This is a genomic window from Devosia submarina, assembly GCF_003056345.1.
GTDB classification, from domain to species: domain Bacteria; phylum Pseudomonadota; class Alphaproteobacteria; order Rhizobiales; family Devosiaceae; genus Devosia; species Devosia submarina.
Map to the genome: position 1 here is coordinate 15861 of NZ_PYWB01000008.1, position 12804 is coordinate 28664.

Sequence of the window (12804 nt, forward strand, 5' to 3'; positions counted from 1 at the left end):
TTCTGCCGCAAATTTGCAAAGTGCAACGGGAGGTTAAGACAATGTTTACCATATGCTAGGTAATTTTTGCCCACCAGCCGAAGCCTCCCCTGCTTCGCGCTGGCCACACCTGAAACGAGTACCCCCGCGTGGACAATCTGACCCAGCTCATCAACCGCATTGGATTGCCGCGCCTGGCCGCGATGGCAGTAGTCGCGGTGCTGATGCTGGGTTTCTTCGCCTTTCTGATGTTGCGGGCGCAGACCCCCAATCTGGCCCCGCTTTATACCGGCCTGTCGCTGGAGGATTCTTCCGCGATCGTCGCCGAGCTGCAAACGCAGAACGTGCCCTTCGAATTGCGCGGCGAAGGCGACACAATCCTGGTTCCCCGCGACCAGATCACCACCCTGCGCATGAACCTTGCCGGCTCCGGCCTGCCCCAGCGTGGGCAGGTCGGCTACGAGATCTTTGACGAACAGTCGACGCTCGGCGCCACTAGCTTTGTGCAGAACATCAACAATGTTCGGGCTCTCGAAGGCGAGCTCGCCCGCACCATCACTTCGCTCAACCGCATCAAATCGGCGCGCGTTCACCTCGTCCTGCCCGAACGTGAACTGTTCCGTCGCGAACGCAAGGACCCATCTGCATCCATCGTCCTTTCCGTGCGTGGCCAGCTGTCCGCCAGCGAAATCCGCGCCGTGCAGCACCTTGTGGCCTCGGCCATTGAAGGACTGACACCCATGCGCGTGTCGATCGTGGACGACCAGGGCAATCTGCTGGCCTCCGGCACCGAAAACGAGCAGGGTGCCCTCGCCGGCGAAGCCGATGAGCGCACGCTTGGCTATGAAAATCGCCTGCGCACCCGCGTGGAAGACATGCTGGCCAATATCGTCGGCGCCGGCCGCGCCCGCGTCGAAGTGGCCGCCGAGATCGACTACAACCGCTCCACCACAACCGAAGAGCGCTTCGACCCTGAAGGCCAGGTGGTCCGCTCCACCCAAACGCGCGAATCGCAGAACCTGACCAATGGTGCCGATGGCCAGGTCAGCGTGGCCAATGAACTGCCCGGCGCCTCGCAAAACGCCAGCGCTGGCCCAACCGACCAGGGTAGCTCCACCGAAGAAGTCACCAATTACGAGATATCAAAGACCACGCAGACCGCCGTCACCGAAGCGGGCGCCGTCAAGCGCCTCTCGGTCGCCGTGGTCGTGGACGGCGTCTACACAACTGACGGGGAAGGCAACAGCGTCTACGCCCCCCGTTCCGCCGAAGAGATCGCACAGATCCAGACACTGGTGCGCTCGGCCGTGGGCTATTCGGAAAATCGGGGCGACTCTGTCCAGGTGGTGAACCTCCAGTTTGCCGAGCGCCCCGATGTGGCCGCGGCCGGCACCGACGCCAATGGCGGTCTGCTTGATTTCACCCGCGACGACCTCATGAACGGCGCCGAAATGGCCGTTACCCTGCTGATCGCCCTGGCGCTGGTGTTCTTTGTCATGCGCCCGCTGCTTAAAAAGGTGCTGACGCCCGAGCCCAAGCCCCTCGCCCTGCCCACCGCGGCCGAGCTCGGCAACCATGGCGTCCTTTCCGCCGACGGTCAGGTCATCGCCGACCAAAGCGAGCAAGAGCCGCACGACAAGACCCCTGCCTGGGTCGCGAACGCCAAATCCATGGGCGAAACCCAGCTCCAGACGCTCAAAACCGTTGGCACGCTGGTTGAAGAAAACCCCCGCCAGGCCGCACTGATCGTGCGCGACTGGCTCAGTAACGCAGCGTAGTCGCCATGTCCCTTGTCCCGCAATCCACCCAAGATCCCAGTGCCAAGCAGCTCGTTGTTGGCGACGCCGCCAACCAGCGCACGCTCACGGGCGACGAAAAAGCCGCCGCGCTCCTGCTGGCGCTGGGCCCGGACTACGGCAAGCCCATCTTCGACGAACTGGACGAAATCGAGGTGAAGCAGCTGAGCCGCGCCATGGTTCGCCTTGGCCCGATCACCCAGGAAATGCTCGACGACCTGATGATCGAGTTCGTCACCACCATTTCGTCCAACGGCTCGCTTTCGGGCAATACCGATTCCACCGAACGCCTGCTGCTCAGCTTCCTGCCGCAGGAAAAGGTCGATTCCATCATGGAAGAGATCCGGGGGCCTGCTGGCCGCAACATGTGGGAGAAGCTCTCCAACGTCCAAGCCGACGTGCTGGCCGCCTATCTCAAGAACGAATACCCCCAAACAATCGCCGTGGTGCTCTCCAAGATCGCCACCGAACATGCCTCCAAGGTCCTGGCCGTCCTGCCGGAGGAACTCGCCATGGATGTGGTCCAGCGCATGCTGGGCCTTGATCCCGTTCAAAAGGAAATTCTGGAGAAGATCGAAACCACGCTGCGCACCGAGTTCATGTCGACACTCAACACCTCCAAGCGCCGCGACAGCCATGAGCAGATGGCCGAAATCTTCAACAGCTTTGATCGCCAGACCGAAGCCCGTTTCATCACGACGCTGGAAGAACACAATCGCGACGATGCCGAGCGCATCAAGGCGCTGATGTTCACCTTCGAGGATCTGGGCAAGCTTGAAGCCTCCGCGATCCAGACCCTGCTCACCAAGATGGACAAAAAGGAACTCGCCATGGCGCTCAAGGGCGCCAATGATGGCCTCAAGGAAATCTTCTTCAGCAACATGTCGGCCCGCACCGCCAAATTGCTCAGGGATGACATGGAGGCAATGGGCCCCGTCCGCCTCAAGGACGTGGACGAGGCGCAGGGGCGCATGGTGTCTACCGCCAAGGATCTGGCTGCCAAGGGCGAGATCATGATCCTCAAGAGCAAGTCCGACGATCAGATGGTGGCATGATGGCGCAAATTGCACGCTTCACCTTTGATCTTGATCTGGGCGAGCGCACCGCCGTGCCCGTCGCGCCGCCCAAGCCCACCGTGCCCGAGGAAGTGGTTGCCCAACTCGTTGCGCAAGCGCGCGAGGATGCCTATGCCGAAGGCCTGGCCGCCGGTGAGCGCAACGCAACCTCCATGGCCGCCCAGACCCTGGCGGCTGCGGCGGGCATGCTGGCGACGCAAACCGCCGAGATGGCAGCAGCGCTGGATGATGCAACGCTCAAGGCCCAGCGCGAGGCGATCGAGCTGGCCGCCAGCATCGGGCGCAAGCTCGCCCTGCATCTTCTTGCCCGTTATCCAAGCACCGAACTCGATGCCCTGATCGCCGAGTGCATGCAAAGCATCGGGGGAGTGCCGCATCTGGTGGTGCGCTGCCATACCGATATTGCCGACGAAATCCGCGATATCGCCACTGCCCATATGCAGACCTCTGGCTTTTCCGGCCGGCTGATTGTCATGGGCGACCCCGATATACGGCTGGGCGATGGCAAGCTCGAATGGGTCGATGGCGGCCTTGTCCGCGACATCGGCGAAATCTCAAAGAACATCGATCGCAAGATCACGGCCTTTCTTGCCGCTTCGCGCGGACAAGCCGAACTAGGGGAGAGCGAGCATTGAGCGCTTCCGGACCCGACGACATTTCCACGCGTGAAGACATGAATCTTGAAGAAATGACCGCCGGCGGGCGCGGCTCTGCCCCTGAAACCTATGTCGAGCGGACCGCCGCCGATCTGGAAGCTGTGTTCGATGTTCCCGTGCGCATCTCGGTGGTTCTTGGGCGTACCAAGATGCCGGTCAGCGCGCTGCTCAAGCTCGATACGGGCACCGTGATCGAACTCGACCGCCAAGTTGGCGAGGCCGTCGAAATCTTTATCAACGAGCGCCTCGTGGCGCGCGGTGAAATCGTGCTGGTCGATGGCAAGCTCGGCGTCACCATGACTGAAATCATCAAGCCACAATAAGGGAGGCGAGGATGCGTCTGCTGATCATCGGGGCCCTTGAGGGTCAACTGAGCGAAGCCACCATGATGGCGATGAATGGCGGGGCCAAGGTCGCCCATGCGCCATCCGTCGAGATTGCGCTGGCCGCCCTGCGCGCCGGGCGCGGTGCCGACCTCCTTCTTTGCGATGTGGTGATGGACATTGCCGCCCTGATTGCGGGCCTTGAAGCCGAGCGCATCGCCATTCCCGTCGTGGCCTGTGGGGTCGAGGCCAATGCCGCGGCTGCCGTCAACGCCATTCGCGCCGGCGCCAAGGAATATATCCCCCTGCCCCCCGACGCCGAACTGATCGCCGCCGTTATCGCGGCCGTTGCGCGCGACAGCTCCGACTTCCTGTTCCGCGACCCTGCCATGGAGCGCGTGGTCCGCATGGCCGACCAGGTCGCCCCATCCGACGCCTCGATCCTGATCACCGGCGAGTCGGGCACCGGCAAGGAAGTGATTGCCAAATACGTTCATGCCCGCTCCAAGCGGTCCAACAAGCCGTTCATTTCGGTCAATTGCGCCGCTATTCCCGAGGCGCTGCTGGAGTCCGAACTTTTCGGGCACGAAAAGGGCGCCTTCACCGGCGCCGTGGCGCGCCGCATCGGCAAGTTCGAGGAAGCATCGGGCGGCACGCTGCTGCTGGACGAAATCTCAGAAATGGATGTGCGCCTGCAGGCCAAGCTCCTGCGCGCCATTCAGGAGCGGTTGATCGATCGCGTCGGCGGCGGCAAGCCCGTGCCGGTGGATATCCGCATCCTGGCGACCTCCAACCGCAATCTCAGCGAAGCCGTGCGCGAAGGGACTTTCCGAGAGGATCTGCTGTTCCGCCTCAACGTCATCAATCTGAAGCTCCCCGCCTTGCGCGATCGCCCCGGCGACATCCTGGCGCTGTCGGAGCATTTCGTTGCCAAATACGCCAAGGCCAACGGCCTGCCGAGCCGCATGCTCTCGCCCGACGCCTGCGAAGCTTTGCTGAAAGCGCCATGGCCGGGGAACGTGCGCGAACTGGAAAACACGCTCCACCGCGCCGTGCTGCTGTCATCGGGTACCGTGATCGGCCCCGACGCGATCGTTCTCCCCGACGGCATGGGGCTCTCCGAAGTGGCCGCCGCAAGCTCGCTTTCGGCGCAGTTGGCCCAAACCGCCCAGACCATGTCGGCAGCGCTCGTTGGCCGCACCGTGGCCGATGTGGAGCGCGATTTGATTCTTGATACGCTTGATCACACCCTGGGCAACCGCACCCATGCGGCCAATATCCTGGGCATCTCCATCCGCACGCTGCGCAACAAGCTCAACCAATATGCCGATGAAGGCACGCGCATCCCCGAGCCCGGCGAACGCCGGAACGTGGCCTAACCACTAAATGACCGACCTCCCCACCGGCCAGCACGCCAAGTTCAAGATCCCCACCCCCGCTTCGGTGGTCGATCTGCTTCGTTCCGGCGATATCGCGCTTGCCACAGGCGTGATGAGCCTGATCGTCATCCTGATCGTGCCCATGCCGGCGCTGCTGGTGGACGCGCTTCTTGCCATCTCGATCGTTTTTTCCGTGATGATCCTGATGACGGCGCTGTTTATCCAGAAGCCGCTCGAATTCTCGTCCTTCCCGACGGTGCTTTTAATCGCCACCATGCTGCGGCTGGGCCTCAACCTTGCTACCACCCGCCTGATCCTGAGCGAGGGCCACAATGGCACCGCCGCTGCGGGTCACGTCATCGAGGCCTTCGGCAATTTCGTCACGCGCGGAAATTTCGTGATCGGTGTCGTCGTGTTCATCATCCTCGTGATCGTGAACTTCATCGTCATCACCAAGGGTTCTGGCCGAATTGCTGAAGTCGCCGCACGCTTCAGCCTCGACGCCATGCCGGGCAAGCAAATGGCCATCGACGCCGACCTTTCTGCGGGTTTGATCGACGAAGACACTGCCAAGAAGCGCCGCGCGGAACTGGAAGGCGAAAGCGCCTTTTTCGGCAATATGGACGGCGCCTCCAAATTCGTGCGCGGCGACGCCATTGCCGGCCTCATCATCACCTTCATCAATGTGTCCGCCGGCATTCTGATCGGCGTCATGCAGGAAGGCCTGAGCTTTGGCGAAGCGGCCAATGTTTATACCCTGCTCACCATTGGCGATGGTCTCGTTTCCCAGATCCCCGCCCTGATCGTTTCCACGGCAGCAGGTATCCTTGTTTCGAAATCCGGCGTGGCGGGTTCGGCCGACAAGGCCCTTTCGGCCCAGTTCACCGGCTATCCGCGGGCACTGGGCATGTCAGCGGCCGTAATGGGCGCGCTGGCATTTCTTCCCGGCATGCCCTTTATTCCCTTCATGGCCCTGGCCGGTGGTGTTGGCTATGTCGCCTGGCGCGCTGCCCGCACCAAGGACGAAACCAAGGCCAGCGATGCCGTCGCAGCCCTCGCCAAGGCCGCGACACAACCCGGCACGCCTGGCGCCACACCGCCCGGCGAGGCTCCCATCACCGATTCGCTCAAGATCGACGAACTCAAGCTCGAACTGGGCTATGGCCTGCTGGCGCTGGTCAAGGAAGACGAAAGCGGCTCCGACCGCCTCACCGAGCAAATCAAGGCGCTGCGCCGCCAGCTGGCAACCGAACTCGGCTTCATCATGCCGCCCGTGCGCATCCTCGACAACATGCAGCTCGAGCCTAATGCCTACAAGGTCCGCATCAAGGAAGTGGAAGCCGGTGCCGGCGAGATCTATGCCAATTTGCTGATGGTCATGGACCCCTATGGCAACAAGATCGACCTGCCGGGCCACCACACCACTGAGCCCACTTTCGGCCTCCCCGCTACCTGGATCGAACCGGCGCTGCGCGACGAAGCCGAACTGCGCGGCCTTTCCATCATTGATCCCTCGACCGTTATTTCCACGCACCTCACCGAAGTGCTCAAAACCAATGTCGCGGACCTGCTGAGCTATTCCAACGTGCAATCGCTCCTCTCCGGCCTGCCCAAGGAGCAGCAAAAGCTCGTGGAAGACATCGTGCCGGGCCTGATCACCGTATCGGGCGTGCAGCGCGTGCTGCAGGCGCTGCTCAATGAGCGCATCTCCATCCGCGACCTCTCGACCATTCTTGAAGCCATGGCCGAGATCGCGGCGCCCGGCCGATCCGTGCAGACCATTGCCGAACACGTCCGCTCGCGCCTCGCGCGCCAGCTTTGCGCCGCAAATCTGGGGCCAGATGGCAATCTGCCGCTCCTGACCCTTTCGCCCCAATGGGAGCGCGACTTTGCTGAAGCCATGGTGGGCGATGGCGAGAACCGGCACCTGGCCATGGCGCCATCGCGCCTGCAGCAATTCATCAGCGCCGTGCAACAGGCCTTTGAGCGCGCCGCCCAGATGGGCGAACTGCCCGTGCTGATCACCTCTCCCGGCATCCGCCCCCATGTGCGCTCCATCATCGAGCGCTTCCGGCCCCAGACCGTGGTGATGAGCCAGAACGAGGTCCATTCCCGCGTCCGCCTCAAGACGGTGGGCAGTGTCTAGCCATGGGCAAGGTCTTTCTTGATGGCCATCTCCAAGTGCCACCCGAAAGCATCGAAGCGGTCCTTGCAGCATTGCCCGAGCATACCCGGCTCACCCGCGCCGAACCGGGCTGCCTGCACTTCGAGGTAAGGCAGAGCAGCGAGGATCCCACCCGCTTTCTCGTCTCGGAGATTTTTATCGCCGAAGACGCCTTTGACGCCCATCAACAGCGGGCCCGCGCATCTGACTGGGCTAAGGTCACTGCCGGCATGCCGCGCCACTACAACATCCGCTGCAGCGACGACGGCAACGCAACCGGCTGACCTCGACCCCGACTATTCCGGCCGTTTAGGAATATCGAGCCCGCGCTGCACAGCGGCGCGGGCAAGGCCCCGCTCCAGCCAAGCCGGTACCGCCTTGAGGCTCCTATAATCCACCAGATCGGCCGCGCCATAGAATTCCACGATAGCGCGCACCCAACCAAGGCACGCTATGTCAGCAATGGAATATTCGTCCATCAGCCACTCGCGCCTCTCAAGTCGGGTTTCCAGAACACCCAGCACCCGCTTTGATTCCGCGGCATAGCGGTCGCGCGGCCGCTTGTCTTCGTAATCCTTGCCGGCAAACTTGTGGAAGAACCCCAGCTGCCCGAACATCGGCCCGATGGAAGCCATCTGGAACATGACCCACTGGATCGTCTGGTAGCGCCGGGCCGGATCAGCCGAAAGAAGCTGACCTGATTTTTCAGCGAGATAGATCAGGATCGCGCCTGATTCAAACAACTCCAGCGGCTTCCCACCCGGACCATTGGGGTCAATGATTGCGGGGATCTTGCCATTGGGATTGAGCGCCAGGAAATCCGGCCCCCAGGTCTCGTTCTTGGTGATGTTCACCAGATGGGCCTCATAGGGTAGGCCGGTTTCCTCCAGCATGATCGAAACCTTGACGCCATTGGGCGTCGGGAAGGAATAAAGCTGAATGATTTCGGGATTCTGCGCCGGCCAGCGCTGGGCGACGGGAAACTGGGAAAAATCGGCCATTGATTTTGCTCCAAAAGAGAAAGCCTGCCGCCGGCACTCGGGCGGGCAAATCGGCGGCGCACTCAAATCGGGATGGGACGCCGCGGCTGAACATGGCGGCGCACTGTCCTCTATTCAAGCCAAGGAACAGCGCCAGCTTTCGTGCATTGTCTCAATCCACCACGGGGCTGATCATGAAGTTATTTGTCTGCGATCATTGCGGCAACACGATTTACTTCGAGAACGCCCTCTGCGAGCGCTGCGGCCACCAGCTCGGCTATATTCCCGAAAAGAATGCCCTGGTTTCCCTGGTGTGCGATGGGCAGACATGGTCCTCGCCGGCATATCCCGGAGAGAACTATGTATTTTGCGACAATGCCAAGCATGCAGCCTGCAATTGGCTGGTCTCCGCCGAACCGGGGGGCAATATCTTCTGCGCCGCGTGCCGGCACAATGAAACCATTCCTGCCTTAGGCCATCCGCTGAACCTGGAACGTTGGCAGACCATAGAGCGGGCCAAAAAGCGCCTGTTCTATTCCCTTCTGCGGCTTGGCCTGCCGCTCCAGACCCGCATTGAAGACCCAGAGCACGGCCTGTCCTTTCGTTTCCTGGCGGATGAGCCGGAGCAAGGGGGTGCGGTGATGACGGGCCACGAAAACGGCATCATCACCATTGCCCTGGTGGAAGCTGACGATGCAGAGCGCGAAAGCCGCCGCACCAGCATGGGCGAGCCCTACCGAACCTTGCTCGGCCACTTTCGACACGAAATCGCCCATCATTATTGGGATCTGCTGGTGGAAGGCAAAGCACCGCTGCAGCGTTTCCGCCAACTGTTTGGCGACGAAACGGCAGATTACGGGCAGGCTCTGCAAAATCACTACGCCAATGGGGCTCCGGTCGGCTGGCCGCAGAACTTCATCAGCGCCTATGCCACCTCGCACCCCTGGGAAGATTTCGCCGAAACCTTTGCCCATTATCTTCACATCACCGACACAGTGGAAATGGCGGCAGCCTTTGGCGTGCAGGCCCGCCCCAGCACCGGTGATCGCAGCCTGTCCGTCCGGGTGAACTTCGACCCCTATACGGCGTCCGATGCGCAGACCCTGGTCAACAACTGGATCCCGCTGGCCTCCATGCTCAACAATCTCAACCGCGCCATGGGGCATCCTGACGCTTACCCCTTCGTGCTGTCGCCGGCCGTAGTGGAGAAGCTGGGGTTTATTCACGAGCTGGTGCATGGGGTCCGGGCCTAAGTGAGGGTCCTTCCCAAGCACTGTCTCCTTCCGCTATCCTCCTCCCATGCCTATCACCATCCTTCAGGTCCCCTCCTTTTCCACCCTCTGCAACGCTGCCTTTGCCTTGCGGCGGGAAGTCTTTGTCTGGGAGCAAAAAGTTCCCGAGGCTGAAGAGCACGATGCGGATGACTTCACGGCCACCCATTTCGTGGCTGTTGCCGAAGGCGAAGTGGTGGGTACGCTGCGCCTCATCTTCAAGCCCGAGCATGTCAAGATCGGCCGGGTTGCTGTCCGGCAAACTTTTCGTGGCCGGGGCATCGCCAGGCTCATGATCGAAGCAGCGATGGACCATGCCCGCGCGCAGGGCCAGGACCGGTTTTACCTCACAGCGCAATCGGACAAGTTGGCCATGTATGAAAAGCTCGGCTTTGCAGCTTTTGGCCCCGAATTCACCGACGGCGGCATGCCGCACCGTGCCATGCGCAGCTATGACCGTGAAAGCGCCGAGTTAACCAATTAGCCTGTGCTTAAGCCTATTTCGGTGCACCATCTGGACGACCACGATAGGTACGATATTGTCGCCCACACTGGGCAGTTCGCGACGTAAATTGGCGCGGTGCCCAGAATAATAATCCGCCAGGGAGGCGGGAAAGGCCGGCCTCGTTCTGCGAGAGCCGGCCTTTTATTTGCGCCAAAAATGTGATGTCGCGAAACCTTCGCGGAACGGTTCGCACACCATGGCGTTACCAGTTCATCAGGACCGTGCGGTGCGCGACCGGCAAAGTTTTGTACCGCAAGTCCCGTCCATAAGAACAATGAACCAATGGAGCCTATAATGATCCGCACACTCTTGGCTACTACAGCTATTGCAGCTCTGATGTCCACGGGCGCCATCGCTCAGGACGCTACGCCTGTGCAGGACACCGATGCACCTGCAACAACCGAAATGGCGCCAGCTGATCCCAACGCTCCGGCTGCTCCAGCAGCTCCTGCCGCGGAAACGGCGACTCCAGCTGCTCCTGCCCCTACTGCTGAGGCACCAGAGCCTGTGGAAGCCGAGCCAGGTGCAGCTCAGGCCCAGCTTCAGGGTTTTGAGATGTCCGCCGGCTACACCGCCGTCGACAGCGACAATCTTGCTTCCGAGCTGATCGATCAGCCCGTCTATTCGTCTGCTGGCGATGATGCCGAAGAAATCGGCAATATCACGGACGTCGTGTTCAACCAGGAAGGCCAGATGACGGCCGTCGTGATCGGCGTGGGCGGTTTCCTGGGCCTTGGCGAGAAGTCCGTGGCCGTTCCCTTTGAGGAGCTCCAGTTCGTGATCGCTGCCGACAACACTGAACGTTGGGTTGTCGAAACCACCGCAGAGGCTCTTGAAGGCGCGCCGGAATTCGTCTGGGAAGAAGATGAACCGGTTGACGCAGGCGACACCATGGCTCCGGCCGATGGCGGCGCGATGGCTCCCGCTGAGGGTGGGGCAATGGCCCCGGCTGAGGGCGGCGCAATGGCTCCCGCAACCAACTAATCCGCAAGGATTGCCACAACGAGGGCCAGCCTTAGGGCTGGCCTTTTTTGCATGTACGACTTCCGGAGATCCATGATGCGGCTATTCACCCTCCTTTCAACCCTTGCGCTTTTGGCTGCAGCACCTGCCCTAGGGCAGGGCACATCGGGCGTCGGCACAGGCGGGGGATCAACGCAATTGGAGCAGAGCGGCCTCACGCCTCCCACCGTGCTCTCGCAAGGCTTTACGGCCGACGGCACTGATATCCTGGTCACCCAATTGCTGGGGCAGACCGTTTATTCGTCCACCGCCGATAACGCCGAGGAAATCGGCACCATCAACGACATGGTCGTGACTGCGGGCCAAGGGCTTTCAGCCGTGGTAATCGGCGTGGGCGGCTTTCTGGGCGTTGGCTCCAAGGACGTTGCGGTCGACTTCAGCCAACTCGAATGGGCTGAACGCGAGGATGGCTCGCGCCGCTGGGTGCTTGCGGCTACCGCCGAATCCCTCGCCGATGCCCCGGCCTTTATCTGGGGCGAAAGCGAAGAGACTACGGGCGAACCAGCTCTTACGCCTGAAGAGGAAGAAGAACAGCTCGTCGACGGTGACCCCAATGCCGCCCCGATCGATCCGGCCCTCACGACCGACCAGCCCGAAGCACAGGGTACTCCTTCCGCACTTGACCGGAGTGGCTTTTCCGAGTTCGACGAAACCGGCCTCACGGCCGAACAACTGCGCGGCATTGGCGTTTATGGCATCAATGACGAGCTGATCGGCAGCATCGGTGATGTCCTGACCAACCAGGATGGCAGCTTCGATGCCGTAATCGTCGACGTTGGCGGCTTCCTTGGCCTGGGCGCCAAGCCCGTTGCGGTGGGGTTCGACAATCTCACCTTTTCAGCCGACACCTTCGGCAACCGCTATTTATTCCTCAACACCACGCGCGAGCAGCTCGAAGCGCAAACGGAATACGACCCGCAGACCTATCAGGCGGAGCGGAACCAGCAGCGTATGGTGATTAGCCCCTGAGGGATTGGCGCGTGCCCCAAGGGAGCCTAAGGCCGCCCAACAAACACCGGCGCCTCCCCCGGACTTGATCCGGGGGTCTCTTGCCGCTTGTGCCAGATGAAGAGTGACCCGCGGATCAAGTCCGCGGGAAGCGGCTGTGGGCGGACAATTGGTTCCAATCGTCACCCCGGGGTCAACCCGCGGGCGCCTCACGTTCTGTGCCGCAAGGCCAAATGGCCCGCATTCTACTGCCGCGAAAACCTCAAGCGGGCAATCTCGTCGTAGTCGGCCTGCTCGGCCTTGTTCTGCTCGTCCCGGTCGCGCTGATGTTCGCGCTGGTCTAGCAATTCCACCTTCTTGAGATCCTCCAGCGCCTCGGCCAGCGCATCCTGGGCTGTCTCGAGCTTGCTGCGCATGTCATTGGCTGATGCCAGCAGATTATCGCGCCGGGTAATCGCGGCCTTGGCAAAGGTGGAATAGGCGAAATGCGCCACGTCCGAAATACCGGTCTTGGTCTGCTCGATTTCGATCTGCTGGTCGAGTTCGGCTGCCATGCGCTCGAAATCACGGACCATCATTTCGATCTGCGCAACCTGCCGGCGCTTCTCGTCCACCTGGAACTTCTTGAGCCGAATGAGGCTCTCGCTGCGCGATTTCAAGACCTGTACTCCTTACACACCAAGTCAGTTCCGGGGCCCATACAC

Annotated in this window: 13 protein-coding genes; 11 read left to right on the forward strand and 2 right to left on the reverse strand. The window is 61.5% G+C overall.

The window, feature by feature from the left end; translation table 11 throughout:
• Positions 1-128 precede the first annotated feature (128 nt).
• Genes fliF through DDE77_RS12785 form a run of 7 tightly spaced genes read left to right on the forward strand, consistent with a single transcriptional unit; the run spans position 129 to position 7657 of the window.
• On the forward strand, positions 129-1757 hold the full coding sequence (gene fliF / locus DDE77_RS12755) for a flagellar basal-body MS-ring/collar protein FliF (RefSeq protein ID WP_108397863.1): 1629 nt from the start codon (positions 129-131) through the stop codon (positions 1755-1757).
• A gap of 5 nt (positions 1758-1762) precedes the next feature.
• The gene (gene fliG / locus DDE77_RS12760; RefSeq protein ID WP_108397864.1) at positions 1763-2830 is read left to right on the forward strand and encodes a flagellar motor switch protein FliG; all 1068 of its coding nucleotides are present in this window, start codon (positions 1763-1765) and stop codon (positions 2828-2830) included.
• Positions 2827-3486, forward strand: a complete 660-nt coding sequence (locus tag DDE77_RS12765) for a FliH/SctL family protein (protein ID WP_108397865.1) — start codon at positions 2827-2829, stop codon at positions 3484-3486. Before fliG ends, DDE77_RS12765 begins: the two co-directional genes overlap by 4 nt.
• 38 nt (positions 3487-3524) lie before the next feature.
• A complete protein-coding gene (gene fliN / locus DDE77_RS12770; RefSeq protein WP_108398095.1) occupies positions 3525-3830 on the forward strand; it encodes a flagellar motor switch protein FliN in 306 nt (101 codons plus the stop codon).
• A gap of 11 nt (positions 3831-3841) precedes the next feature.
• Complete coding sequence (flbD, locus tag DDE77_RS12775; protein WP_108397866.1) at positions 3842-5209, forward strand: sigma-54-dependent transcriptional regulator FlbD; 1368 nt, start codon at positions 3842-3844, stop codon at positions 5207-5209.
• A 7-nt stretch (positions 5210-5216) separates the two neighbouring features.
• The gene (flhA, locus tag DDE77_RS12780; RefSeq protein ID WP_108397867.1) at positions 5217-7355 is read left to right on the forward strand and encodes a flagellar biosynthesis protein FlhA; all 2139 of its coding nucleotides are present in this window, start codon (positions 5217-5219) and stop codon (positions 7353-7355) included.
• Positions 7356-7357: 2 nt separating this feature from the next.
• Positions 7358-7657 (forward strand): putative quinol monooxygenase, encoded by a 300-nt coding sequence (locus DDE77_RS12785; RefSeq protein ID WP_108397868.1) that lies wholly within the window; start codon positions 7358-7360, stop codon positions 7655-7657.
• A 12-nt stretch (positions 7658-7669) separates the two neighbouring features.
• Here the strand turns inward: DDE77_RS12785 and DDE77_RS12790 are convergent, their stop codons facing one another.
• Positions 7670-8374: a glutathione S-transferase N-terminal domain-containing protein gene (locus tag DDE77_RS12790; RefSeq protein WP_108397869.1), complete on the reverse strand. Its 705-nt coding sequence runs from the start codon at positions 8372-8374 to the stop codon at positions 7670-7672.
• 173 nt (positions 8375-8547) lie between these two features.
• On the opposite strand from DDE77_RS12790, the gene DDE77_RS12795 reads away from it, so the two are divergent.
• The 4 genes from DDE77_RS12795 (at position 8548) to DDE77_RS12810 (ending at position 12121) form a co-directional block, all read left to right on the forward strand.
• Positions 8548-9606, forward strand: a complete 1059-nt coding sequence (locus tag DDE77_RS12795) for a zinc-binding metallopeptidase family protein (protein WP_108397870.1) — start codon at positions 8548-8550, stop codon at positions 9604-9606.
• A gap of 46 nt (positions 9607-9652) precedes the next feature.
• Positions 9653-10108 carry a GNAT family N-acetyltransferase gene (locus tag DDE77_RS12800; RefSeq protein ID WP_108397871.1) on the forward strand — a complete coding sequence of 152 codons (456 nt, stop codon included), beginning with the start codon at positions 9653-9655 and terminating at the stop codon, positions 10106-10108.
• A 315-nt stretch (positions 10109-10423) separates the two neighbouring features.
• Positions 10424-11113: a PRC-barrel domain-containing protein gene (locus DDE77_RS12805; protein WP_157959814.1), complete on the forward strand. Its 690-nt coding sequence runs from the start codon at positions 10424-10426 to the stop codon at positions 11111-11113.
• Between the two features lie 75 nt (positions 11114-11188).
• Positions 11189-12121 (forward strand): PRC-barrel domain-containing protein, encoded by a 933-nt coding sequence (locus DDE77_RS12810; protein WP_170116520.1) that lies wholly within the window; start codon positions 11189-11191, stop codon positions 12119-12121.
• A gap of 224 nt (positions 12122-12345) precedes the next feature.
• Here the strand turns inward: DDE77_RS12810 and fliJ are convergent, their stop codons facing one another.
• On the reverse strand, positions 12346-12759 hold the full coding sequence (gene fliJ / locus DDE77_RS12815; protein WP_108397874.1) for a flagellar export protein FliJ: 414 nt from the start codon (positions 12757-12759) through the stop codon (positions 12346-12348).
• Positions 12760-12804: the final 45 nt, after the last annotated feature.